24 protein-coding genes are annotated in these 23844 nt (G+C 69.3%); 10 read left to right on the plus strand and 14 right to left on the minus strand.

What is annotated here, in order from left to right; all coding sequences use genetic code 11:
• Nucleotides 1–4: 4 nt before the first annotated feature.
• A complete protein-coding gene (locus tag C1I89_RS03385; protein WP_102771357.1) occupies nt 5–1972 on the minus strand; it encodes a SurA N-terminal domain-containing protein in 1968 nt (655 codons plus the stop codon).
• Nucleotides 1973–2243: 271 nt separating this feature from the next.
• On the opposite strand from C1I89_RS03385, the gene C1I89_RS03390 reads away from it, so the two are divergent.
• From C1I89_RS03390 to C1I89_RS03400, 3 genes are read left to right on the plus strand one after another with little or no spacing between them, the layout of a single operon-like run.
• Complete coding sequence (locus C1I89_RS03390) at nt 2244–3536, plus strand: M20/M25/M40 family metallo-hydrolase (protein ID WP_102771358.1); 1293 nt, start codon at nt 2244–2246, stop codon at nt 3534–3536.
• Between the two features lie 46 nt (nt 3537–3582).
• Entirely contained in the window at nt 3583–4332 is a 750-nt protein-coding gene (gene ugpQ / locus C1I89_RS03395) for a glycerophosphodiester phosphodiesterase (RefSeq protein WP_102771359.1), read from the plus strand.
• 11 nt (nt 4333–4343) lie between these two features.
• Nucleotides 4344–5234: a 23S rRNA (adenine(2030)-N(6))-methyltransferase RlmJ gene (locus tag C1I89_RS03400; RefSeq protein WP_102771360.1), complete on the plus strand. Its 891-nt coding sequence runs from the start codon at nt 4344–4346 to the stop codon at nt 5232–5234.
• Nucleotides 5235–5278: 44 nt separating this feature from the next.
• Here C1I89_RS03400 and C1I89_RS03405 read toward each other — a convergent pair whose 3' ends face one another.
• The 3 genes from C1I89_RS03405 to C1I89_RS03415 all read right to left on the minus strand — a co-directional run bounded on the left by C1I89_RS03405 (nt 5279) and on the right by C1I89_RS03415 (nt 8022).
• Nucleotides 5279–6715: a dihydrolipoyl dehydrogenase gene (locus C1I89_RS03405; protein WP_102771361.1), complete on the minus strand. Its 1437-nt coding sequence runs from the start codon at nt 6713–6715 to the stop codon at nt 5279–5281.
• 205 nt (nt 6716–6920) lie between these two features.
• Nucleotides 6921–7649 (minus strand): glutathione peroxidase, encoded by a 729-nt coding sequence (locus tag C1I89_RS03410; RefSeq protein ID WP_102771362.1) that lies wholly within the window; start codon nt 7647–7649, stop codon nt 6921–6923.
• A 172-nt stretch (nt 7650–7821) separates the two neighbouring features.
• Nucleotides 7822–8022, minus strand: a complete 201-nt coding sequence (locus C1I89_RS03415; protein WP_102771363.1) for a heavy-metal-associated domain-containing protein — start codon at nt 8020–8022, stop codon at nt 7822–7824.
• A gap of 120 nt (nt 8023–8142) precedes the next feature.
• On the opposite strand from C1I89_RS03415, the gene cueR reads away from it, so the two are divergent.
• Nucleotides 8143–8535 carry a Cu(I)-responsive transcriptional regulator gene (cueR, locus tag C1I89_RS03420; RefSeq protein WP_102771364.1) on the plus strand — a complete coding sequence of 131 codons (393 nt, stop codon included), beginning with the start codon at nt 8143–8145 and terminating at the stop codon, nt 8533–8535.
• Between the two features lie 8 nt (nt 8536–8543).
• On the opposite strand, the gene rlmD is transcribed toward cueR, so the two are convergent.
• The 7 genes from rlmD to surE form a co-directional block, all read right to left on the minus strand.
• Nucleotides 8544–9986 carry a 23S rRNA (uracil(1939)-C(5))-methyltransferase RlmD gene (rlmD, locus tag C1I89_RS03425; RefSeq protein ID WP_102771365.1) on the minus strand — a complete coding sequence of 481 codons (1443 nt, stop codon included), beginning with the start codon at nt 9984–9986 and terminating at the stop codon, nt 8544–8546.
• Between the two features lie 85 nt (nt 9987–10071).
• Nucleotides 10072–10824 (minus strand): TorF family putative porin, encoded by a 753-nt coding sequence (locus tag C1I89_RS03430; protein WP_102771366.1) that lies wholly within the window; start codon nt 10822–10824, stop codon nt 10072–10074.
• Nucleotides 10825–11104: 280 nt separating this feature from the next.
• On the minus strand, nt 11105–11695 hold the full coding sequence (locus C1I89_RS03435) for a hypothetical protein (RefSeq protein ID WP_102771367.1): 591 nt from the start codon (nt 11693–11695) through the stop codon (nt 11105–11107).
• 157 nt (nt 11696–11852) lie between these two features.
• The gene (locus C1I89_RS03440) at nt 11853–12632 is read right to left on the minus strand and encodes a 3'-5' exonuclease (protein ID WP_102771368.1); all 780 of its coding nucleotides are present in this window, start codon (nt 12630–12632) and stop codon (nt 11853–11855) included.
• Nucleotides 12629–13480, minus strand: coding sequence for a peptidoglycan DD-metalloendopeptidase family protein (locus tag C1I89_RS03445; RefSeq protein WP_102771369.1), 852 nt, complete (start codon nt 13478–13480; stop codon nt 12629–12631). The genes C1I89_RS03440 and C1I89_RS03445 overlap by 4 nt, the downstream gene beginning before the upstream one ends.
• Nucleotides 13481–13497: 17 nt before the next feature.
• Nucleotides 13498–14322 carry a protein-L-isoaspartate(D-aspartate) O-methyltransferase gene (locus C1I89_RS03450; protein WP_168202108.1) on the minus strand — a complete coding sequence of 275 codons (825 nt, stop codon included), beginning with the start codon at nt 14320–14322 and terminating at the stop codon, nt 13498–13500.
• A complete protein-coding gene (gene surE / locus C1I89_RS03455) occupies nt 14307–15065 on the minus strand; it encodes a 5'/3'-nucleotidase SurE (RefSeq protein WP_102771370.1) in 759 nt (252 codons plus the stop codon). Before surE ends, C1I89_RS03450 begins: the two co-directional genes overlap by 16 nt.
• A 183-nt stretch (nt 15066–15248) precedes the next feature.
• On the opposite strand from surE, the gene plsY reads away from it, so the two are divergent.
• The gene (plsY, locus tag C1I89_RS03460) at nt 15249–15890 is read left to right on the plus strand and encodes a glycerol-3-phosphate 1-O-acyltransferase PlsY (protein WP_102771371.1); all 642 of its coding nucleotides are present in this window, start codon (nt 15249–15251) and stop codon (nt 15888–15890) included.
• A gap of 24 nt (nt 15891–15914) precedes the next feature.
• On the opposite strand, the gene tsaD is transcribed toward plsY, so the two are convergent.
• Nucleotides 15915–16949, minus strand: coding sequence for a tRNA (adenosine(37)-N6)-threonylcarbamoyltransferase complex transferase subunit TsaD (gene tsaD, locus C1I89_RS03465; protein WP_102771372.1), 1035 nt, complete (start codon nt 16947–16949; stop codon nt 15915–15917).
• Nucleotides 16950–17017: 68 nt separating this feature from the next.
• Between tsaD and C1I89_RS03470 the strand changes: the two genes are divergently transcribed.
• From C1I89_RS03470 to C1I89_RS03490, 5 genes are all read left to right on the plus strand, one after another.
• On the plus strand, nt 17018–18310 hold the full coding sequence (locus tag C1I89_RS03470) for an NCS2 family permease (RefSeq protein ID WP_102771373.1): 1293 nt from the start codon (nt 17018–17020) through the stop codon (nt 18308–18310).
• Between the two features lie 178 nt (nt 18311–18488).
• On the plus strand, nt 18489–19493 hold the full coding sequence (locus tag C1I89_RS03475) for an LLM class flavin-dependent oxidoreductase (protein WP_102771374.1): 1005 nt from the start codon (nt 18489–18491) through the stop codon (nt 19491–19493).
• A gap of 143 nt (nt 19494–19636) precedes the next feature.
• A complete protein-coding gene (locus C1I89_RS03480; RefSeq protein WP_102771375.1) occupies nt 19637–20011 on the plus strand; it encodes a thioredoxin family protein in 375 nt (124 codons plus the stop codon).
• Between the two features lie 197 nt (nt 20012–20208).
• On the plus strand, nt 20209–21384 hold the full coding sequence (locus tag C1I89_RS03485) for a YjgN family protein (protein ID WP_102771376.1): 1176 nt from the start codon (nt 20209–20211) through the stop codon (nt 21382–21384).
• A gap of 10 nt (nt 21385–21394) precedes the next feature.
• Nucleotides 21395–22393, plus strand: a complete 999-nt coding sequence (locus tag C1I89_RS03490; RefSeq protein ID WP_181390877.1) for a M48 family metallopeptidase — start codon at nt 21395–21397, stop codon at nt 22391–22393.
• A gap of 14 nt (nt 22394–22407) precedes the next feature.
• Here C1I89_RS03490 and C1I89_RS03495 read toward each other — a convergent pair whose 3' ends face one another.
• Both C1I89_RS03495 and C1I89_RS03500 read right to left on the minus strand, forming a co-directional pair.
• Nucleotides 22408–22992 (minus strand): IMPACT family protein, encoded by a 585-nt coding sequence (locus tag C1I89_RS03495; RefSeq protein ID WP_102771848.1) that lies wholly within the window; start codon nt 22990–22992, stop codon nt 22408–22410.
• Nucleotides 22993–23019: 27 nt separating this feature from the next.
• A complete protein-coding gene (locus C1I89_RS03500; protein ID WP_102771849.1) occupies nt 23020–23841 on the minus strand; it encodes a transporter substrate-binding domain-containing protein in 822 nt (273 codons plus the stop codon).
• Nucleotides 23842–23844 lie beyond the last annotated feature (3 nt).

A 23844-nucleotide genomic window follows, 5' to 3' on the forward strand; every position in this document is an offset into this window, starting at 1 on the left:
AGCGTCAGCCGGCGGCCTGCTGCTGGTCGCCGCGGATGACTTCGGCGGCGGCCGGCAGCACTTCGACCTTGTACTGCTCACGCAGCATGCGAATCATGGCTTCGCTCTCGGCCTGGCCCCAGGCGCCGGAGAGCTGCTGCGCGAGGCTGTCCTGGTCGGCCTTGTCGACCTTGCCGGCCTCGACCTTCTCCAGGCGCACCAGCGTGTAGTCGGCGCCCGACTGCACGCCGGCATAGCCCGGCAGCGTGCCCGCGGGCAGGCGCATGGCGGCTTCGAGGACCGGACGCGGCAGGCCCTTGGGGTCCTGGCGCGAGACGGTCTGCGGCGCCGAATAGCCTTCCGGCACGGTGGTGGCCGGGCTGGCCTTGTCGGCGGCCAGGGCGGCTTCGCCGGCCTGCTTGGCGGCGGCGGCGGCGCGCTCGTCGATCAGCCTGGCGCGGATCGAATCGCTGACCTTCTCCAGCGGCGGCACGTGGGCCGGCTGCACCGCGGCCACGCGCACGGCCAGCATGGTGTCGGGCGAGAGTTCGATCACGCCGGAGTTGTGCTTTTCGCGCAGCACGTCGGGCGAGAACAGCACCTGGCGCACGCGCGGGTTGTCCAGCAGCGCGGCGTCGGGGCTGTCGGCGGCCGAGCCCGGGCCGGCCTGGTCGGCGGGCAGCAGGCCCTCGCGGGTCACGCCGGAGGCGGTGCGCAGCTTCAGGCCGACGGCGTCGGCGGCCGGCTGCAGGCTGTCCTGCTGGTCGTAGACCTGCTTGTTCAGCTGGCTGGCCATTTCCGAGAAACGCACCGCGGCGATCTGCTTGCGCACTTCGCCGGTGATCTGGTCCTTGACCTCGGCCAGCGGCTTGATGGCGGCGGGCTGGATCTCGGTGACCTTGACGATGTGCAGGCCCGACGGGCTTTCGATCACGCCCGAGACCTGGTCCTTGGCCTGGCCGAACACGGCCTTCTCCAGCGGGCCGGACAGCATGCCCGGGGCCAGCCAGCCCAGGTCGCCGCCCTTGGCGGCCGAGCCGGCGTCCTGCGATTCCTTGGCGGCCAGCTCGGCGAAGCGGGCCGGATCGGCGGCGGCCTGGCGGGCCAGGTCCTCGGCCTTGGCGCGGGCGGCCTTGCGGGCCTCTTCCGAGGCGCCGGGGGCCAGTTCGATCATGATGTGGCTGGCGCGGCGGCGCTCGGGCTTGCCGAAGCGGTTCTTGTTCTGTTCGTAATAGGCGGTCAGGTCTTCTTCCTTGACCTGCACGCCCTGGGTGGCGGCGGCCTCGTCCAGCACCAGGTACTGCACCTGGACCTGCTCGGGGATCTGCAGCTGCTGCTTGTTGGCGTCGTACCAGGACTGGATGTCGGCCGGCGTGACGTTGACCTGCGAGCGGAAGTCGGCGGCGGCGAAGCGGCGCAGCTGCACCGTGCGCTGCTGGGTCAGCGCGGTTTCCAGCGCGGCCACGACCTCGGCCGGCGCACGGGCCGACTGGCCGACCGGTTCGAGCACGCGGGCCACGGCCAGGTCGCGGCGCAGGCCGGCTTCGAACGAGGTCGGCGACATGCCCTGCGCGGCCAGCACCTGGCGGTAGCGCTCGGGCGAGAAGCGGCCGTTGTCCTGGACTTCGGGAATCGCGGCGATGGTATTGCGCAGCGTTTCGTCCGACACCGAGAAGCGGTTGTCCATGGCGACATTGGCCAGCAGGCGCTGGTTGATCAGCTGGTTCAGCAGGTTTTCGCGCAGCGCCGGCGTGTCGATCACGGCCGGGTCGAACTGCGTGCCCAGGCGCTGGCGCAGCTGTTCGAGCTGGTTGCGGTGCGCCTGGTCGAACTCGGCGCGCGAAACCGGTTGCCCGGCGACCGTGGCCAGTTCGGGCTCGGCCCGCATGAAACTCTCATAGCCTTGAATCCCGACCAGGAAAAAGGACGGCACGATCAGAAGCAGCAGGATGAACTGCATCCAGCGCCGATGGCTGCGAATAAATTCGAACATGGAATCCCTGTTGCCGCGCTCCGGGGTATCCACCCGGAGCCGCACGAAAACGCATAAAAAAGGGCGAACCCGATTCGCCCCATTCCCATACCGGTCACTACCGGGTCAGCGGGCGGATTTTAGCATTTCTCATTCGCCGGGTGAGCCGGGCGAAACCCGGCCCTCGCCCGCATGGATCGCATCCGCCGTCAACCCGGGGAATCACTATTTCCGCCGCCTGCGGCCCCTCGTATCGTGGCCGGGTCCTTCCACCCGCAAAGAGGTCGCCCCGATGCCGTTTTCCGCCCCCCGCCTGCCCGTTCTGCGCGCCTGCGTCGCGCTCGCCCTGCTCGGCGGCGCCCACGCGGCGCTGGCCGCCCCGGTCGCCGCCGTGCACGAAGCCGCCCAGGCGCAGCGCCAGGGCATGCTGGACACCATGCGCGATCTGGTCGGGATCGAATCCGGCAGCAAGGACGTCGAAGGCGTGGAGCGCATCGCCGAACTGATCCGCGACCGCCTCAAGGCCCTCGGCGGCAAAGCCGAGATCCTGCCGGCCACCGACGTGTTCCGGCTGGACGACACGCCCGAGAAGGTCGGCCCCATGGTGCATGCCGAATTCAAGGGCAAGGGCGACAGGAAGATCATGCTGATCGCCCACATGGACACCGTCTACCGCAACGGCATGCTGAAGGACCAGCCCTTTCGGATCGACGGCGACAAGGCCTACGGACTGGGCATCGCCGACGACAAGCACGGCGTGGCCATGATCCTGCACACCATCGCCCTGCTGCAGAAGCTGGGTTTCGACGATTTCGGCACCCTGACCGTGCTGATCAACGGCGACGAGGAAATCAGCTCGCCCGGGGCGCGCAGCACCATCACCCGCCTGGGCGCCGAGCAGGACGCCGTGTTCTCGTTCGAGGGCGGCGGCGCCGAGCCGCGCCTGACGCTGGCCACCAGCGGCATCGGCGCGGCCTACCTCACGGTGCAGGGCAAGACCTCGCACGCCGGCTCGCGCCCCGAAGGCGGCGTCAACGCGCTCTACGAACTGGCGCACCAGGTGCTGCAGCTGGACGACCTGTCCAAGCCCGAGGCGGGGCTGAAGCTGAACTGGACCGTGGCCCAGGCCGGCACAAACCGCAACGTCATTCCGGGCCAGGCCACCGCCCAGGCCGACGCCCGCGCGCTGCGCGTCTCCGACTTCGACGCGCTGTCGCGCAGCCTGGAGGAAGGCATCAAGAACAAGCTGCTGCCCGATTCCAAGGTCAGCGTGAAATTCGAAATCCGCCGCCCGCCGCTGGAGGCCACGCCCGCCTCGCGCGCGCTGGCCCGCCACGGCGTGGAGATCTATAAGGAACTGGACCTGCCGCTGAAGGTGGTGGACCGCGCCAGCGGCGGCGGCACCGACGCGGCCTTCGCGGCGCTCAAGGCGCGCGGGCCGGTGATCGAGGGCATGGGCCTGTCCGGCTTCGGCGCGCATTCCAACGACGCCGAATACATCCGCATCGACAGCATCGTGCCGCGCCTGTACTTGGCCGCGCGCATGATCATGGACGTGTCGCAGGGCAAGGCGCCCATGAAGTAGGAGTATCCTTGCAATCCTGTCCCAAGAACCTGATTGCAACACCTCCATGAGCGCAACATTACCCTCCTGGCCCTATTCCCGCTACATCGCCCACCGCGGCGGCGGCCGGCTGGCCCCGGAGAACACGCTGGCCGCGATGCGCGTCGGCGCCGAACACGGCTTCACCATGTTCGAATACGACGTCAAGCTCAGCCGCGACAACGTGCTGGTGCTGATGCACGACGACAAGGTCGACCGCACCTCCAACGGCGCCGGCCCGGCCGCGGACAAGACCTACGCGGAACTGGCGCAACTGGACTTCGGCAGCTGGCATTCGGCCGCCTACGCCGGCGAGCCGCTGCCCACTTTCGCCGCCGTGGCCCGCTACACCCTGGCCAACGGCATCGCCAGCAATGTCGAAATCAAGCCCTGTCCCGGCCGCGAGGCCGAGACCGGCCGCGCCGTGGCGCTGGCCGTCCGCCAGTTGTGGCAGGGCGCGGCCCCCCTGCCCCTGCTGTCCTCGTTCGCTGAAGAAGCGCTGGCGGCCGCGCGCGAGGCCGCACCGGAAGTGCCGCGCGCGCTCCTGGTGGAAAAAGTCCCCGCCGACTGGCGCGAGCGCCTGGCCAAGTACGAATGCGTGGCGCTGAACATCAACCAGAAAGACGCCACCCGCGAACTGATCGACGCCGTGCACGCCGCCGGCTACCGCATCGCGGCCTGGACCGTCAACGACCCGGAACGCGCGCGCCTGCTGCTCGACTGGGGCATCGACGGCATTTTCACCGACGAGCTGGCCGCCATCCGGCCCGCCGCCTGAGGCACCGCGCCGTGTTCAGCTACCGCCACGCCTTCCACGCCGGCAACCATGCCGACGTGCTCAAGCACGCCATCCTGATCCACACGCTGGATTACTTCAACCGCAAGGACGCGCCCTACTGGGTGGTCGACACCCATGCCGGCGCCGGGCTCTACAGCCTGGACAGCGACTGGGCCGCCAAGACCTCGGAGTTCGCCGACGGCATCGGCCGCCTGTGGGAAGCGCCGGACCTGCCGCCCATCCTGGCCGACTATGTGGCCCGCATCCGCGCCTACAACACCAACGGCCGCCTCAAGCGCTATCCCGGCTCGCCGTGGCTGGCGCTGGACGCCATGCGCCCGTCGGACCGGCTGCGGCTGTTCGAGATGCATCCCACCGAAATCGACACGCTGGTCTCCAACTTGGAGCACCAGGGCCGCACCGCCCAGCGCCAGACCACGATCTACGGCGACGACGGCTTCGAGGGCGTGAAGGCGCTGCTGCCGCCGCCCACGCGCCGCGGCATGGTGCTGATCGACCCTTCGTACGAAGACAAGAACGACTACCGCCGCACGCTCATTACCGTCAAGGAATGCATCAAGCGCTTCGCCACCGGCACCATCGCCGTCTGGTATCCGCTGGTGCAGCGCCGCGAGGCCGGCGAGATGGCGCGCCACCTGGAAAACCTCAAGGTCAAGAGCTGGCTGCACGCCACGCTGACCGTCAAGAAAGCCGCCATCGACGGCTACGGCCTGCACGGCAGCGGCATGTTCCTGATCAATCCGCCCTGGACCCTGCACGACGCGCTCAAGCCCGCCATGCCTTACCTCGCGCGCACGCTGGGGCAGGACGAACGCGCCGGGTTCACGCTGCAGTTCCGGGAAAATCCCTTCCCCGCGCCGAAAAAACACTCGGACGAATAAGGCGCTTCCCGCGTCGCAGGCGCTGCGGCGCGGGACGCCCGCCCTCAAACCACCTCGTCTTCCGTCGCTTCCGGCCGCAACGCCTCGCGCGCCAGCGCCAGCTTGGCCGCGGCGTCGCGCAGCGCCGTGCGCAGGCCCTCTTCGATCACCGGGTGGTAGAACGGCATCTCCAGCATGCGCGCCACGGTCAATTCCTGCTGCACGGCCCAGGCCAGCAGGTGGCCGATGTGCTCGGCGCTGGGGCCCACCATCTCCGCGCCCAGAAAGCGGCCGGTTTCGATATCGGCGTACACGTGCAGCAGGCCGCGGTTCTTCAGCATGACGCGCGAGCGGCCCTGGTCGCCGAAATCCACCTCGCCGATCACATAGGTGCCCGGGATCAGCCGCGCGTGGCCCTTGCCGGCCACCGCGATCTGCGGGTCCGAGAACACCACCGCCAGCGGCGCGCGGCGCAGGCCGGGACGGACGTCCGGATGGCGCGCCGCGTTTTCGCCGGCGATGCGGCCTTCGTCGGCCGCCTCGTGCAAGAGCGGCGCGTCGGCGTTGGCGTCGCCCGCGATGAAGATGGCGCTGTCGCCGGCCTGCATGGTTTCGCGGTCGAAGACCGGCACGCCCTGCGCGTTCAGCGCCAGCGAGGTGTGCTCCAGGCCCAGCCCGTCCAGGTTGGCGCGGCGGCCGGTGGCGACCAGGGCGTAATCGAAGCGCTCGGTGCGCTCACTGTTGTCCAGCGCCACGTAGCGCACTTCGACCTCGTCGCCCACGCGGGTCGTCTCCAGCACGCGCGCGTCCGGGTCCAGGTAGAACTCGCCCTGGAAGATCTTGCGCGCCGCCTGGCGGACCTGCGGGTCGCTGATGCCGGCCAGGCTGCCGCTGACCCCGAAGACGCGCACGGTCACGCCCAGCCGGGCCAGGGCCTGGCCCAGCTCCAGGCCGATCACGCCGGGACCGAACACCGCCACGCGGCGCGGCAGGTCGTTCCAAGCGAACACCTCGTCGTTGACCACCAGCCGGTCTCCCAGCGCGCGGAAAGGCGGCGGCACCGAGGGGCGCGAGCCGGTGGCGATGACGATGCTGGCGGCCTGCACCTCGGTGTGCTCGTCCACGTGCAGCACCGTATCCGACACGAAGCGGGCATAGCCGCGCAGCTTGTCCTCGGCGGGGATGTTCTCCACGCCTTCGAGCACGAAACCGACGAAGCGGTCGCGTTCGCGCTTGACGCGGTCCATGACCGCCGCGCCGTCGACGCTGATCTTGCCGTTCACGCGCACGCCGAACGCATCCGTGTGGGCGGCGCTGTGGGCCGCTTCGGCCGCGGCGATCAGCAGCTTGGACGGCATGCAGCCCACGCGGGCGCAGGTGGTGCCATAGGGGCCGCCCTCGATCAGCAGCGCTCGCTTGCCCGCGGCTTTCGCCGCGCGGTAGGCGGCCAGGCCGGCGGTGCCGGCGCCGATGATGGCGATGTCGGTGTGCAGAGTCTTCATGTCTTGGGGTCTCCCTGTATGGCGTGGGGCAGGATTTGCAAGGCGTATTCCGCCTTGTTGCGCAGCCTGAGGACGAACGCCGTCCCGCGGCGCCCGGACGGGGCCGCACCAAGATGCGCAACGAGGGAAATTCGCGGAAGATGCCGGGCCGCGGCGGGCGGCCCGGCCGGCGGACCGGGACGTACGCCCCGGCCCCGGCAGGCGCTTAGCCGATGCGCGCCTTCAGTTCTTCCAGGCCGCCGACCAGCGAGCCGTTGATGAACACCTGGGGAGCGGTGCCCTTGCCCGAGACAGCGCCGATCACGCGGCCGCGGACCTTGTTGTCCAGCGGGATCTCGATCGCGGAGTAGCCCTTGGCGTCCAGCAGCGCCTTGGCTTCGATGCAGAACGGGCAGCCCGGCTTGGAGAACACCACGACCTGGTCCGGCTTCTTGGCCTTCGGGGCGAAATACGCCAGCATGGTATCGGCGTCGGACACTTCGAACGGGTCGCCTTCCTTTTCCGGCTCGATGAACATCTTTTCGATCACGCCGTCCTTGACCAGCATCGAGTAGCGCCAGCTGCGCTTGCCGAAGCCGAGGTCGCTCTTGTCGACCAGCATGCCCATGCCTTCGGTGAACGCGCCGTTGCCGTCAGGCAGCAGCGTGATATTGGACGATTCCTGGTCCTTGGCCCATTCGTTCATGACGAAGGTGTCGTTGACCGACACGCACACGATGCTGTCCACGCCGGCTTCGAAGAAGGCGGGCGCCAGTTCGTTGTAGCGCGGCAGGTGCGTCGAGGAGCAGGTCGGCGTGAAGGCGCCGGGCAGCGAAAAGACCACAACGGTCTTATTCTTGAAGATATCGTCCGAAGTGACCTTCTTCCAGGTATTGTCTTCGCGGACGGGGAAAGTAACGTTGGGGACTCGTTGGCCTTCGCGGTTCTGCAGCATTCAATCTCTCCTTGGGGTAGCGGGGTCTTGTTCAACCACCATGGAAAGAATGATAAACGCCAGCTATTAATTAATCAAATTTAATAATTTTAATTAATTGATAGCCTAAGGCAATCGGCCCCGGGGCCGCCGGCCGGCAGGCGGGGACTTGCGCCGGCGGCCCCAAGGGAGATTACACGCGCGACGGCTCGTAGCCGGCATCGCGGATCGCGGCCTCGATCGCGGCGGCCTCGCCCGCGCCCGTCACGATGACGCGGTGCGACGGCAGATCCACGGTGACGGTCGCGCCCGGCGCGGCCTGGGTCACGGCGCCGGTGATGGTCTTGACGCAATGGCCGCAGGTCATGTCGGGCACTTGGAACTCGATGCTCATGTCTATCTCCAGAGGGATTCAAGGTTGGCGGACGCTGTTTTGTCCACCGTGAACACAGCTTAAACCTTCCAATTGTGTCAAGGTCAAGCGTAGAATGGGACGACACTACGGAGGTTGGCCATGAACATCGGCGAGGCGGCGAAAAGCTCCGGCATTTCCGCCAAGATGATCCGCTACTACGAAAGCATCGGCCTGATCGGCCCGGCCGTGCGCACCGACTCGGGCTACCGCGTCTACAGCGAGCACGACCTGCACACCCTGCGTTTCGTGCGCAGGGCGCGCGACCTGGGATTCTCGGTGGAACAGATGAACGAGCTGCTGGCGCTGTGGAAGGACCGCAGCCGCGCCAGCGCCGACGTCAAGCGCATTGCGCTCCAGCACGTGGACGAGCTGGAGCGCAAGGCCGAGGCGCTGCGCGAGATGGCCGCCACCCTCAAGCACCTGGCGCGCACCTGCCACGGCGACCAGCGGCCGGACTGCCCTATCCTGGAAGGCCTGGGCAGCGCGCACTAGCGCCCGCTTCAGGCCTGGACCGGCGTCTCGGCGGCGGCTGCCGCGGCCAGCTTGGCGGCCTGCGCGGCCTCGGCCTCGGCGGCGGCCCTGGCGGCGCGTTCGCGCGCGCGCTCCTTCACCGCATGCACGCCGTCGGCGTCCAGCGATTCGAACACCGCGATCGACTCCACGTGGCCGGTGTGCGGGAACATATTGATCACGCCGGCGCTCTTGAGCACATAACCGCCCTCGTGCACCAGGATGGCGGCGTCGCGCGCCAGCGTGGCCGGATTACAGGACACGTAGACGATGCGGCGCGGACGCTCCTGCGGCTCCAGCTGCGACAGGGCCTGCGACACGGCCTGCGCGCCCTCGCGCGGCGGGTCGATCAGCATGCGGTCGAAATAGCCCAGGCCGCGCAGCCAGTCCACGTCGACCTCGAACAGGTTCAGGGTCGCGAAGCTGGTGCTGCCGGCCAGGCGGTGGCGCGAGGCGGCCTCGAGCGCGCGGTCGGTCAGCGCCTTGCTGCCCTCGACGCCCACGGCTTCGCGCGCCTGCGTGGCCAGCGGCAGCGTGAAATTGCCCAGGCCGCAGAACAGGTCGGCCACGCGGTCGGTGGGCTGCACTTCCAGCAGCTGCAGCGCGCGCGACACCATGGCGCGGTTGATGGCGTGATTGACCTGGGTGAAGTCGGTGGGCCGGTACGGCATGCGCAGGCCGAACTCCGGCATGGCGTAGGCCAGCGCGTCGCCGTGCTCGCGCTCCAGCGGATGCACGGTGTCCGGCCCCTTGGCCTGCAGCCACCACTGCACGTTGTGCTTGGCGGCGAAGGCGCGCAGGATGGCGATGTCGCCGTCGGTCAGCGGCAGCAGATGGCGCAGCACCAGCGCGGTCACGCCCTCGCCCAGCGACACCTCGATCTGCGGCATGCGGTCCGGCGCCGACATCGAGGCGATCATGGCCCGCAGCGGCAGCAGCAGGTCGCTGACGTGGCGCGGCAGGACGTGGCATTCGCGCATGTCGGCCACGTAGCTGCTCTTGCGTTCGTGAAAGCCCACCAGCACCCCGCCCTTCTTCGGCACCACGCGCACCGACAGGCGCGCGCGGTAGCGATAGCCCCAGGTCGGGCCTTGCAGCGGCGGCAAAATGCGCGCCGGGCGCAGCTTGCCCACGTGCCAGAACGTGTCCTCCAGCGAGCGCTGCTTGATGGCCACCTGCGTGCTGGGTTCGAGATGCTGCATGGCGCAGCCGCCGCAGACGCCGAAATGCGGGCAGCGCGGGGCGACGCGCTGCGACGAGGGGCGCAGCACTTCCTCGACGCGCGCGATCTCGTACGAGGGCTTGCGCCGCACCGTGACGGTCGAGACCCGCTCGCCCGGCAAGGCGCCTTCCACGAATACGACCTTCCCGTCGCGGCGGGCGATACCCCTGGCTTCCAGGTCCAGGGATTCGATACTCAAAACGTCAGACATCTCACGCAGTCCAGAATTACACGCAACCCGGTATTGTAAAAGGACTGCGCCCGATCCCGGAAATGGCCCGAGGCCCGTCCGCCGCTCAGAAGGCGCGCGCCACCGAAAACACTGCGCCCAGCCGCCCTGAGGGGTGGCCGTACTTGGTGGGCAGCCAGTTGTCACGGGTCGCGCCCACGGCGGCCAGGCCCAGCACCCAGCCCTTGAGGTCCTTGGTGACGCCGAGCTTGTAGTCGACGTAATGGCCGATGGCGTCGCCGTCCATGTCGGTCTGGTTCTTGAGCTTCTGGTAGCCGACGTGGCCCACCAGGCCCCAGCCGTCGCCCAGGTCGAAGTTGGCCGTGCCGTCCAGGTACCAGGTGCCCTTGCTGTCGGGCGTGCTGAAGAAATCGCTGGGCGTGTACGAGTACTTCAGGCTGTAGCTGCCGTAGGAGACGCCCAGGTACAGGTCGGTGTTGTTGTAATTGCCGCCCTTGGGCGAGCTGGAGCCCGGATAGTAGTAATGCAGCACGCCGGCGTCGAGCGCGAAGCCGCCGCCGACGTCGCCCTTCCAGCCGCCATAGAAATCCATCTCCAGGTTGCCGTCGGTGAAGACGAAGTCGGAGACGTTGGAGTTCCAGTTGCCCAGGTAGAAGCCGGAGCTGTGGGTCAGGTCGAAGCCCAGCTGCACGGCCGGGCGGAAATCGGTTTGCGAGTAGCCGCGGAACCGGTAGTCGCTGACGATGGCGGCATTGCCGCTGAGCGCGAATCCGCCGCCCAGGTCGGTGGGTTCGGCCAGCGCGGGCGCGGCGAAACTGGCGGCAAGCACAAAGGGCAAGGCGGGCAGCGTCTTCTTCATGGTGCAAAGTCCTGGTCGGATTCGAGGGAGGCGGACGGCCTCGGGGCGCGTCCGCGCCGGCCAGCCAGGAGCGGCGGCCGGTTACCGACTCATCAAGCAATGTCCATGCCAGGCCGCGGATGCCGCAGGCGGCAGCCCCGAAGCGCCCGGAATCGCCCTTTCATGCACCAGCGGCGTGCAGCCCGCGCGCCGCCATGCTCCAAAACAGGGAGCCCCCGGCACGCGCAGGCGGTGGCGGGGGCTGCGATCACCGGCCGGCCTTGCGGCCGGGGTGCGGGGTTCAGTTGGCGGCCGGGGCCGTTTCGGCGGGCGCCTTGCCCTTGCCGTGGCGCGCTTCCATCTTGGCGTGGCGCTCCTGCATGCGGGCCTGGCGCTCCTTGACCATCGCGGTGACCTGGCCGCGCTGGGTGTCGTTCAGGCTGTCCCAGACGGCCAGCCACTGGTCGCGCACCTGCTTGGCCTGCGCGCCGAAGGCGTCGCGCGACTTGTCGGACGCTTCGACCAGCGCGCGCGGGTCCAGCTTGCCGCTGTCGAGCTGCGCCTTGAGCAGGTCATGGCGCTTGCCGCCGGCCTCGCGGCGCGCCTCGTGCAGGCTGCGCTGGCTGTCCTGGGCGGTCTTGAACAGGGCCTGCTGTTTCTCGTCCAGCTTGAGTTCGGCGACCTGCGCCTTGGTCACGGGACCCAGGCCGGGAATCATCAGGCCGTCGCGCATGGCTTTGTGGAAGCCGCCGCCGCCGTGATGGCGCTGCTGCATGGCGGCGGGGCCCCCGTCAGCCGTGGGAGCAGCCATGACGGCGCCGGCCGCGAGGCCGCCGGTAGCGACGACGAAAGCGAGAGCGGCCAGGTTGGAGCGGATAGCGAATCGGGACATGTGGGTCTCCTTGAGTGAAGAAAGCGAGACCATTGTGCGATTCGCCCGGTTTCAGCCGGGTTTCGCGCGCGCAAGCGATGTTTCAGTCGATTGCGCGGGGCGTCCTTTACGTGGGGCGCCCTTTGCGCGGGGCGTCCTTCACGCGGGTGTGCTGCGCTCAGTTGGCGTCCCAGGCCGCCATGTATTCCTTCCAGTGCGGCGCGTCGCTGGCGCCGAGGGTGTCGCGCACCAGCGCGATCTCGGCCTCGTAGGCGGCGCGGTCGAGTTCGCCGCGCAGGAAGCGGAAGCGGCAGTACACCAGCCAGGTGTTGACCACGTCGGTTTCGCAATAGGCGCGCACTTCGTCGGCGCGGCCCTGGCTCCAGGCTTCCCAGACCTTGCTGCCGTCCATGCCCAGCTTGCCGGGAAAGCCGCAGAGCTTGGCCAGCTCGTCCAGCGGCGCGTTGGCGCGGCCGTTGTACTTGGCCAGCAGGTCCATCAGGTCCAGGTGGCGGGAGTGGTAGCGCGAGATGTAGTTGTTGAACTTGAAATCGCGGTCTTCCTCGCCCATGTCCCAGTAGCGCGGCGCCGGCACGCCCTGGATCAGGCTGCGGTAGTGCAGCACCGGCAGGTCGAAACCCGAACCGTTCCAGCTCACGAGCTTGGGCGTGTAGCGTTCGATGGTCTTGAAGAAGCCCGCCAGCAAGGCGGCCTCGGGGTCGTCGGCCTGGCCCAGCGTCTTGACGCGAAAGCCCTGGTCGTCGCGGAACACGCAGCCCACCACCGCCACCTTGTGCAGGTGCAGCGGCAGGAAGTCGTGGCCCACCGCCTCGCGGCGCGCGGCCAGCGCGCGCTCGATCACTTCCTGGTCGGAAACCTCGGGCCCCCAGCCGTTGAGCTTGCGCAGCCCCTCGGCGTCGGGGATGGTTTCCAGGTCGAATACCAGGGTGGGCGTCATCGCGCGGGCAGGTATTGCATGGGGTCCACCGGCTGGCCCTGGCGGCGGATTTCGAAGTGCAGGCGCGGCGAGGTCGTGTCGCTTTGGCCGAGTTCGGCGATCTTGGCGCCGCGCTTGACCGTCTGGCCGGTCTTGACCAGCACCGAACGGTTGTGGGCATAGGCCGTGATGAAGCCGTTCTGGTGCTCCACGATGATGAGGTTGCCCAGGCCGCGCACGCCGTTGCCGCTGTACTTGACCAGGCCGTCGGCCGCGGCGATGACCGGATCGCCCAGCGCGCCGGCGATGTCGATGCCCTTGCTGCTGGCGTTGAAGCCCTGCACGATCTGGCCGTTGGCCGGCCAGCCCCAGTTGATGACGCCGGCGTCGGCGGCGCGCGTGGCGGGCTTGGTCTCGACCGGGGCCGGCGCCGGGGTCGGCGTGGTTTCGGGCGGCGGCGTGGTGGTTTCGGGCTGGTCCAGCGGACGCGGCTGCGTCTTGGTGCCGGTGATCGGCGCGGTCTGCGCGCCGCCGGTGGCGCTGCCCGACATCTTCAGCACCTGGCCGACGGAGATCTGGTTGGGGTCGCTGAGGTTGTTCCAGCGCTTGACGTTCTCGATGTCCACGTTGTTGGCGCGGGCGATCTTGTAAAGCGTGTCGCCCGGCTTGACCACATAGGTGCCGCCGGGCTGGGTGGCGGGCGCGGGCTGCCCGCCGGTCATGTCGACCACGGGCGCGCGAGTGCCTTTGGATGCGCAGCCAGCCAGGATGGCCAGGCTGAGCGCCCCCGCGATGAAGAGCGGGCGACGCAGGCGCGCCGACGGCGCGCCCAGAGTGATATCGGTCAGTTGCAACTGCCCGTTGAGCATACGTTTCTCCTGTTTGCTCAAGATTGTATTCCGGCCCGTAGCGGCACAAAGCGCACGGCCTCTAATTCTGTGCGTTTCCAGCTGGCCGCGCCCGTGCGTTCGATCAGAACCAGGCGCTGGTTGGCGCCCCCTTCCGGAGCGATCAGGCGGCCCCCCGGCGCCAGCTGCGAAAGCAGCGCTTGCGGGATGGCCAGGCCAGCGGCAGCCACAACGATAGCATCGAACGGCGCCACGCCGGGCAGGCCCAGCATGCCGTCGCCGTAGATGAGGCGTATCCTCGTCGTCAGCCGCAAGGCGCGCAGGTGTCCGCGCGCCAGTTCGTACAGTCCGCGGATGCGCTCGATGGTATGCACCTCGCGCACGAACTGCGCCAGCACCGCGGCCTGGTAGCCGCAGCCGGCGCCGACTTCCAGCACCCGCGTGGGCGCGCGGTCCTCGCAGACCGCGGCGATCATGCGCGCCACCACCCAGGGCTGTGAAATGGTTTGCGAATGGCCGATGGGCAGCGCCGCGTCTTCGTAGGCGCGGCTGGCCAGCGCCTCGTCGACGAACAGGTGGCGCGGCACCGCGCCCATCGCGTTGAGCACGCGCTCGTCGCTGATGCCTTGCGCGCGCAGGCGCTGCACCATGGCCTGGCGCAGGCGGTCGGAGTTCAGGCCCAGGTTGCCGCCGGAGGCCGGCGCCGGCGCCTGGGCCTGGCGCGGCAGCGTGGCCGCGGAAATCCGGGTATTGCTGTTGGCCGGCGTGACGCCGGGGCTGAGCCGGCCAGAGTCGTAGCGCGCCGGGCCGCTGCGGCCGGGCACGGGCTGCGACACGTCCGGCTGGCTTATGCGTTTGCGCATAGCGGCTCCGCCCAGTTACGGATCTCGTCGAGCTGGCTGTGCTGGGTCAGGTCCAGCCGCAGCGGCGTGACCGACACGGTGCCCTGCTCGACGGCATGGAAGTCCGTGCCCGGAGCCGCGTCGGCCGCCAGGCCCACGGGGCCGATCCAGTACACCGTGTCGCCGTAAGGCGTGGTGGTGCGCACCACCGGCTGCGACGGATGGCGCTTGCCCAGGCGGGTGACGGCGAAGCCGCGCATGTCTTCGTAGCGGCGGCTGGGAATGTTGACGTTGAGCAGCACCGGCGCGGCCAGCGGCTGGGCCAGATGGCGCTCGACCACCTGGCGCGCGGCGCGCGCGGCGTCTTCGATGTGGGCCCAGCCTTTTTCGGCCAGCGAGAAGGCGATGGCGGGAATGCCGAACAGATAGCCTTCGCTGGCCGCGGCCACGGTGCCCGAATAAAGCGTGTCGTCGCCCATGTTGGCGCCGTTGTTGATGCCCGAGACCACCAGGTCCGGGCGCGCGTCCATCAGGCCGGTGAGCGCCACGTGCACGCAGTCCGACGGCGTGCCGTTGACCGCGATGAAGCCGTTGGAGGCGGTGCGCACCGACAAGGGGCGGTTCAGCGTGAGGGAGTTGGAGGCGCCGCTGTGGTTGGTCTCGGGCGCGACGACGGTGAGGTCGCCCAGGCCTTGCAGCGCCGACACCAGCGCTTCGAGCCCGGGGGCGGAGTAACCATCATCGTTCGAAACCAGAATTCGCATTGTGCATCCGAAAGAAAACAAGACACGGTGGACGTGTCCGATTGTACCGTCCGCGGAGGCCATCCGGATGACGGGGTTGAGGTCCGGGCGGCGGCGCCCCGCTCGATAACCCGTAGCCGGGCGCGGCGCGCGGCGCGGTAGAATCCGCAGCCATTACGACATACCAACGGACTCCCCCTTTCCATGGCGATCACCGCAACCTCCTTCGCGTTCCATCTTGCGCTCATCCTGCTGGCCTACCTGATCGGCTCGGTGCCGTTCGCGGTGGTGGTCAGCAAGCTCATGGGCCTGCAGGACCCGCGCAGCTACGGCTCCAAGAACCCCGGCGCCACCAACGTGCTGCGCACCGGCAACAAGACCGCCGCCGCGCTGACCCTGCTGGGCGACGCCGCCAAGGGCTGGTTCGCGATCTGGCTGGCCGAAAAGCTCGCTCCCGGCATACCCGTCGGGCCGCTGTCGGCGGTGGCGCTGGCCGCTTTCGTGGGCCACCTGTATCCGGTGTTCCTGGGCTTCAAGGGCGGCAAGGGCGTGGCCACCGCGCTGGGCGTGCTGGTGGCGATCCAGCCCTGGCTGGCGGTGGCCACGGCCGCGACCTGGCTGATCGTCGCCATCTTCTTCCGCTATTCCTCGCTGGCCTCGCTGGTGGCGGCGTTCTTCGCCCCCGTGTACTACGTGTTCGGCTCCGGCCTGGCCTGGCGCGCCCAGCCCGCCATGGGCGTGGCGCTGGTCATCATCGGCGTGCTGCTGTTCTACCGCCACCGCGCCAACATCACGCGCCTGGTGCAGGGCACGGAAAGCCGGATCGGCGGCGGCAAGAAGAAATAGGCGGCGGCGCGGCGCCCTGCCCGCTCAACCGATCTCCGCCAGGTCCCACCGGGGCCTGACCGTGAAGCTGTGCGGCGCGTCCGCATCCAGCACCGCCAGTCCGGCCTTGACCCGCTCGGCCGCCGCGAACGCGATCATCGCGCCGTTGTCGGTGCATAGCGCCAGCGGCGGGAAATAGGCGGTCGCCTTCAGCGGCTTGAGCGCGGCCGCCAGGCGGGCGCGCAGCAACTGGTTGGCGCCCACGCCGCCGGCCACCACCAGCCGCTTCAGGCCGGTCTGCTTGAGCGCGCGCACGGCCTTGGCCGCCAGCACCTCGACGATGGCGGCCTGCGTGGCCGCGGCGAGGTCGGCGCGGGTCTGTTCGTCCAGGCCGCCCGCCGCCTCGGCGGCCTTGACCCGGGTCAGGACGGCGGTTTTCAGGCCGCTGAAGCTGAAATCCAGGTCGCCGCTGTGCAGCATGGGGCGCGGCAGGTCGAAGCGCGCGGCGTCGCCGCTGGCGGCCAGCCGGGCCAGCGCGGGGCCGCCCGGATAGCCCAGGCCCATCAGCTTGGCGGATTTGTCGAAGGCCTCGCCGGCGGCGTCGTCCAGCGTTTCGCCCAGCAGTTCGTAGCGGCCCACGCCGTCGACCCGCATCAGCTGGGTATGACCGCCGGACACCAGCAGCGCCACGAACGGGAAGTCGGGCCGCGGGTCGGCCAGCATGGGCGACAGCAGGTGCCCTTCCAGGTGATGGATGCCGATGGCCGGCAGATGGCGCGCCCAGGCGAACGATTGCGCGACGCTGGCGCCCACCAGCAGGGCCCCGGCCAGGCCGGGGCCGGCGGTGTAGGCCACCGCGCCCACGTCGGACATCTGCAGGCCCGCTTCGTCCAGCACCTGGCGGGTCAGCGGGATGACGCGGCGGATGTGGTCGCGCGAGGCGAGTTCCGGCACCACGCCGCCGTATTCCTGGTGCATGGCGATCTGGGTGTGCAGCGCGTGGGCCAGCAGGCCGCGTTCCGTACAGACGGCCGCGACGCCGGTCTCGTCGCAGGAGCTTTCAAAGCCGAGAATAATCATGGCGGCAGAGTTTACAACTGATGCGAAAATAGCGGCCCGCAAGCCTGTTAAACATACTGGGGACTCGAATGCTGGAGAAGCTATTCAAGCTGCGTGAACACGGTACGAACGCCCGTACCGAGCTCGTGGCGGGCCTGACGACATTCCTGACGATGTCGTACATCATATTCGTCAATCCGGACATCCTGTCGTCGACGGGCATGGACCGCAACGCCGTGTTCGTGGCCACCTGCCTGGCCGCCGCGCTGGGCTCGCTGGTGATGGCGCTGATCGCCAACTGGCCCATCGGCATGGCCCCGGGCATGGGCCTGAACGCGTTCTTCGCCTTCACCGTGGTCAAGACCATGGGCTACACCTGGGAGCAGGCGCTGGGCGCGGTGTTCATCTCCGGCGTGATTTTCCTGTTCCTGACGATCTCCGGCATCCGGGTATGGCTGGTCAAGGGCATCCCGCATTCGCTGCGCAGCGCCATCGCCGCGGGCATCGGGCTGTTCCTGGCCATCATCGCGCTGTCGAACGCCGACATCGTGGTCGCGCATCCGGCGACCAAGGTCACGCTGGGCGACCTGACCAAGCCCGGCCCGCTGTTCGCGATCCTGGGCTTTTTCATCATCGCCGCGCTGGACGCGCTGCGCGTGCGCGGCGCCATCCTGATCGGCATCGTCGCGGTCACGCTGCTGTCGATGGCGCTGGGCTACAACGAATTCAAGGGCATCTTCGCCGCGCCGCCCAGCCTGGCGCCGACGCTGTTCAAGCTAGACATCCTGGGCGCCCTGCACAGCGGCTTCGTGCACGTGATCCTGGTGTTCGTGCTGGTCGAAGTATTCGACGCCACCGGCACGCTGGTGGGCGTGGCCCGGCGCGCCGGCCTGATGCCCGAGAACAAGCCCAACCGCCTGGGCCGCGCGCTGTTCGCCGACAGCTCGGCCATCGTGGCCGGCTCGATGCTGGGCACCAGCAGCACCACGGCCTACGTGGAAAGCGCCTCCGGCGTGCAGGCGGGCGGACGCACCGGCCTGACCGCGCTGGTGGTGGCGCTGCTGTTTCTGGCCGCGCTCTTCATCTCGCCGCTGGCCGGCGCCGTGCCGGCCTACGCCACCGCGCCCGCCCTGCTGTACGTGGCCGGCCTGATGATGCGCGAACTGATCGACATCGACTGGAACGACGTGTGCGAGGCCACGCCGGCCGCGCTGACCGCGCTGGTCATGCCGTTCACGTATTCGATCGCCAACGGCATCGCCTTCGGCTTCATCAGCTACGTGGTGCTCAAGACCGCCACCGGCCGGGTGCGCGACGTGCATCCCGCCACCTGGCTGGTCGCGGCCCTGTTCGTGATCCGCTACGCCTTCTATCCGGGCTAGCGGCACGCTGCGTCGATTGTCCCCGTCAATCGGGGACATAGATTGAATCCATACAACCCGCCAGCGCATAAGGTTGCTGGCGGCCGCGGTTGAAATCGCCGATACACTCCCCAAGTATCCTGTATATGGAGTCCACCTTGCGTTTCAACCGTCCCACCCCCTTCTGCAGGGCAGTCCGATGAGCAGCCTGGCCCGCATCCCGTTTTCCGTCCTCGACCTGGCCCCCATCGTGCAGGGCCGCGACGCCGCCGACGCCCTCCGCAACACGGTGGCGCTGGCGCAGCACGTCGAGCGCCTGGGCTACCGCCGCTTCTGGCTGGCCGAGCACCACAACATCAACGGCGTGGCCAGCAGCGCCACCGCGGTGCTGATCGGTCACGTGGCGGCGCACACCAGCACCCTGCGGGTGGGTTCGGGCGGCGTCATGCTGCCCAACCACGCGCCGCTGATCATCGCCGAACAGTTCGGCACGCTCGAAACCCTGTACCCGGGGCGTATCGACCTGGGCCTGGGGCGCGCGCCAGGCAGCGACGGCGCCACGCAGCACGCGCTGCGCCGCGGCCCGCGCAGCGGCCTGGAGTTCCCCTCGCTGGTCGAGGAACTGCGCGGCTTCCTGGCGCCTTCGCGGCCCGGCCAGCCGGTGCGCGCCATACCCGGCGAAGGCCTGGACATCCCCATCTGGCTGCTCGGCTCCAGCGATTTCAGCGCGCGGCTGGCGGCCGAACTGGGCCTGCCGTTCTCGTTCGCCGGGCATTTCTCGCCCGAGGGCATGGCGGCGATGCGGCTGTACCGCCATCTGTTCAAGCCATCGGCGACGCTGGCCCGCCCCTACGCCATGATAGGCGTGCCGGTGGTGGCCGCGGAAACCGACGAGCAGGCCCGCCGCCAGGCCACCACGCAGCAGCAGAAATTCCTGTCCCTGGTGCGCGGCAACCGGCTGCAGCTGCAGCCGCCCGTCGACAGCATGGACGGGCTGTGGAACGAATGGGAGCGTGAAGCGGTCAATCAAAGACTGGGCGCCGCCATCGTGGGCGGGCCGGAAACCGTGCGGCGCGAGCTGGAGGCGCTGGTGGCCGAAACCGAGGCCGACGAGGTCATGATCGTCTCGGATTTCTACGATATCGCCGACCGCCTGCGCTCCTTCGAAATCGTCGCAGCCCTGAAGCAGGACGCCACGGCCTGAAGGCGTCCCCGACCGCGCCCGCTCCCGGCGCCAACCATTGCGACGCGACCGCCACCCGCTCTACTATGGCCAAAAGCGCATAGAACGCCGTAGCGTCGCCAACCCCGACACCGCTTTCGCCGTACACGCGGCAAGGATGCAAAATGAGTATTGTTGAACTCACCAAAGACAGCTTCCAGGATGCCATCACTCCCGACGGCACCCTGATCGTCGATTTCTGGGCGTCCTGGTGCGGCCCGTGCCGCGGCTTCGCCCCGGTCTTCGAGCAGGCCGCCACCGAGCACCCGGACGTCACGTTCGCCAAGGTCAACACCGACGTCGAACAGGAACTGGCCGGCGCGCTGGGCATCCGCTCGATCCCCACGCTGATGGTCTTCCGGGAGAAGGTGCTGCTGTTCTCGCAGCCCGGCGCCCTGTCCGGCGGTCAATTGAACGAACTGCTGGCCAAGATCAAGGAAGTGGACATGGAACAGGTCCACAAGGAAATCGCCGCCGCCCAGAACGGCTCGGACGCGTAATCGCGCGCTGACGTGATGGCGTAGGATGGGCATGGCGCGCGCGCACCGGGGCAAACACACCACCGCCCAGCGCGCGCAGCCCACCGGGCGGCGCAGGCCGCCATTTTCCGGCAAGCTTGTATCAGACCCATCTCATATATAGATGAGATAGATACTCAATACGATTCACGCACGTTCCCCACCCTGGAAATGTGCCGATGAATCCACCGATCACGGCCGGCGATCAGGTCCCCGGTCCAGCCCCCCTCCCCACCGATTCCGCCGCAGGCCCGCGGCGCACCCTGCCGGTCGAATTCCACGGGCGCGCGCTCGATTACTTCCGCGTCTGGATCGTGAACGTGCTGCTCACCGTCGTCACGCTGGGCGTCTGGTCCGCCTGGGCCAAGGTGCGCACCCGGCGCTGGTTCTACGGGCACACGCGCATCGACGGCCACAGCTTCGACTATCACGCGACAGGCCGGCAGATTCTTGTCGGCCGGATCATCGCGTTGGCGGTGCTCGTCGCCGCTTCCATAATCAGCCGGCTATCGCCGGCCGGCAGCCTGGCCGTCACCATCGCCATCCTGTGCCTCCTGTCCTGGACGGTCAACGCGGGCCTGCGTTTCAGCGCGGCCATGATGTCCTGGAGGAATGTGCGTTTCGGCTTCCAGGGCAATTACATGCGCGCGGCTTGCGTCTTTCTGCTCATGCCCGCGCTCGCGGTATTGACGCTCGGGCTGCTGACCCCGCTCGCCTCGCGCATGGCGGGACGCTACGTGGCCGGCGGCTACCGCTACGGCAACGCCGCCTTCGCCAGCACCCCGCGGCTGGGCGCGCTGTACGGCGCGCTCGTCCTCAGCATCCTGGTGTTCTTCGTGATCATGATCCTGGGCCTGCTGCTGGCGGCCGCCGTCGCCGCGGCCGATGGCATCGACGTCTCGATGGAGACGCTGGCGCTCGACTGGTACGCCTTCCTGTACGCCCCCGAGGGCCGGCCTCCGGCCTATGATTCGGGCCTGCTCAAGCTGCTCATCGCGGCGCTGGGCCCCAGCTTCTACGCCGCGTTTTTCATCGCCGGGCTGTACTACGGCGCCTGCCTGCGCAACGAGCTGTTCAAGCGCCTGACCCTGACGGGCGGACACCGCATGCAGAGCCGGCTGTCGCCGCTGGTCCTGATCTGGATCGTGATTTCCGGCCTGGTGGCCGCCGTCGTCACGCTCGGGCTGGCCTACCCCTGGGCGCGCGTGCGCCACTACCGCTACCTGACACAAAGCCTGACCGTGCTGGCCGCGCCGGGACTGGACGAACTGGTCTCGCAGCAGCAGAACGCGCCAGGCAGCTTCGGCAGCGAATTCAGCGAGCTCGAAGGCTTTGGCAGCGCGGCCATGTTCTGATCCCGGTCCGGTGCGAGGACGTCTGTTCGAGTCCGGCGCCGCCGCGCACCGCCCGGCCACGCTCACGCGGCAAGCCGACGGTTCCCTGCTGCTAAACGATGGCGGTACGCCGCGGGTGCTGGCGCCCAGCGCGCTGCGCTGGTCCAGCCGCATCGCCGATACGGCGCGGCGCGCGACCTTGCCCGGCGGCGCCGTGTTCGAGACCTTCGACAACGACCGGGTCGACGCCCTGAGCCGCCGCGGACCTGGCCTGTTGCACCGCCTGGAACGCCTCGGCACGTTGCGGCTCACGCTGACGGCGGCGCTGGCCCTGGTGGCGGTGCTCATCGGACTGCGCTGGGCCGTGCCCTGGCTGGGCGACGCGGCATCGCGTTTCGTGCCGCGCGCGGCCGAGGCCCGCATCGGCGCCGCGTTGCTGGACACGCTGGACCGCCTCTCCTTTCAACACAGCGATCTGCCCGTTGCCACGCGACAGGCCATCGAGGCCGAATTCAACGATCTGTCCGTCCATGCCAGCGCGCCGCCCGGCAGCCTCGGGCTGATTTTTCGGCGCGGCGGCAAGCTGGTGGGCGCCAATGCGCTGGCCTTGCCCGGCGGCCAGGTCGTGGTCACCGACGAGCTGGTTGCGCTGGCGCCCCGGCCCGCCGACCTGGCCGGCGTGCTCGCGCACGAGATCTCCCACGTCGAGTACCGGCACGGCATGCGCCGCCTGGGCCGCCTCGCGGGCCTGTCCGTCGTGCTCATGCTCATGACCGGGGACGGCGTCGGCGCGGTATACGACCTCGGCACGCTGGGCGCCGGCCTGCTCGACCTGGGCTACTCGCGCGGCTTCGAGCGTGAAGCCGACGCGCGCGGGGCCGCCCTGATGCGACGGGCCGGCAAGAATCCCGACACGCTGGCGCTCATGCTCGAGCGCCTGAGCGCGGCGTCGGGCGAGGGCCTGCCGGGCTGGCTGTCGAGCCATCCGCCCACGCAGGAACGGGTGGATGCGATCCGCGCGCGCCGGTAGTCAGCGCGCCCCGGTCACTCCACCTCCCACCCTGCCCGCCCGCGCGTGATGTTGGCCACGGTCAGCGCCAGTTCATCGACCGCGCCGCGCGGCACGGAAAAGCGCAGCGTCACGCCGGCTTCGTTGAAATCCTCCTGCACGATGGCGGCGCCGGCCTGCGCCAGCCGGGATTTGAGCAGCGGCAGTTCGGCAAAGCCGCAGCTGCAGGAAACCGTGGCGAGGTCCACGATTTCGGTGCGCTGCCCCAGCCGCAGGCAGTTCGCCGCGCAGCCGCCATAGGCGCGCACCAGGCCGCCCGCGCCCAGCTTCACGCCTCCGAACCAGCGCACCACCAGCACGGCCACCCGGTCCATGTCCTGGCCTTCGATGGCCTGCAGTATGGGGCGGCCGGCGGTGCCGCCCGGCTCGCCGTCGTCGTTGAAGCGGTATTCCTGGCCGATGCGGTAGGCCCAGCAGTTGTGGGTCGCCTCGGGGTCGCTGTGTTCGGCGAAGAAGCGCATGGCCTCCTCCACCGTCGCCACCGGCGCCGCGTAGGCGGCGAAGCGGCTTTTCTTGATGTCTTCCTGGTAGGAACAGGGCGCGGTCAGCGTGTGCGTCATGCCCGGCATTGTAAGTGCAGCGCGACGCTAGCCGTGGCAGTCGGGCACTTCCTGGTCCAGATAGACGTCGAAGGCGACGTCGCGCGCCCATTTGGCGGTCATGGCGCGCCAGGCGCCGGCGCGCTCCCAGGCGCGCATTTCCTGCGCCAGCCAGCCCCGGCTGGCCGCGGCGTCGGCCGGCAGCAGCCAGACGCGTTCATGCCGCGCGCCGTCGGCGGCCAGCGTGGACGAAAACTTCTTCCATTCCGGAAAGCGCATCAGCGGCTCCCACACCGCGTCGTCCACCAGGCCGATGTCGCAGCTGCCTTCGCGCACCGCGACCAGGGCGTCGGACGGCACGCGATAGGTGCGCACCACCGCGCCCCAGCGCTGCGCCAGTTCGCGCGAGGCCGACGCGGCCTCGGCCATGCAGACGCTGCGTCCGCGCGCGTCGGCCGGCTGGCGCAGGCGGGTGTCGCTGCGGATCACGGCCTTGGGGCGATAGGCGTAGCCCGTGGGCTGCGCGGCGACCGGGCCCGGCTGGTCCGCGCCGCCCTCGGCCAAAGCGAGATCCACCTCGCCCGCCGCGAGCGCGGCCGCGGCGGCGGCCGGCGGCAGCTCGCGCAGCCGCACCGGCAGACCCAGGCTCTGCCCGAGCCGCTCGGCCATGGCGGCGTCCAGCCCGTCCGGCGTGCGGATCTTGGCGCCGGCCGCGGGCGGCGGCGCCAGGTACGGCACGCCCACCACCAGCTCGCCGCGCGCGCGCGCCGCGGCGAAGGCTTCGGGCTGCGCCTGCGCCGCGCCCGACAGCGCCAGGCAGGCGCCGAGCGCGAGCAGCCTCAGACGGGCGGAAAGGTTGCGGGTCGCCATGTC

The sequence above is a fragment of the Achromobacter pulmonis genome, from assembly GCF_002885955.2.
GTDB lineage: Bacteria > Pseudomonadota > Gammaproteobacteria > Burkholderiales > Burkholderiaceae_B > Achromobacter > Achromobacter pulmonis_A.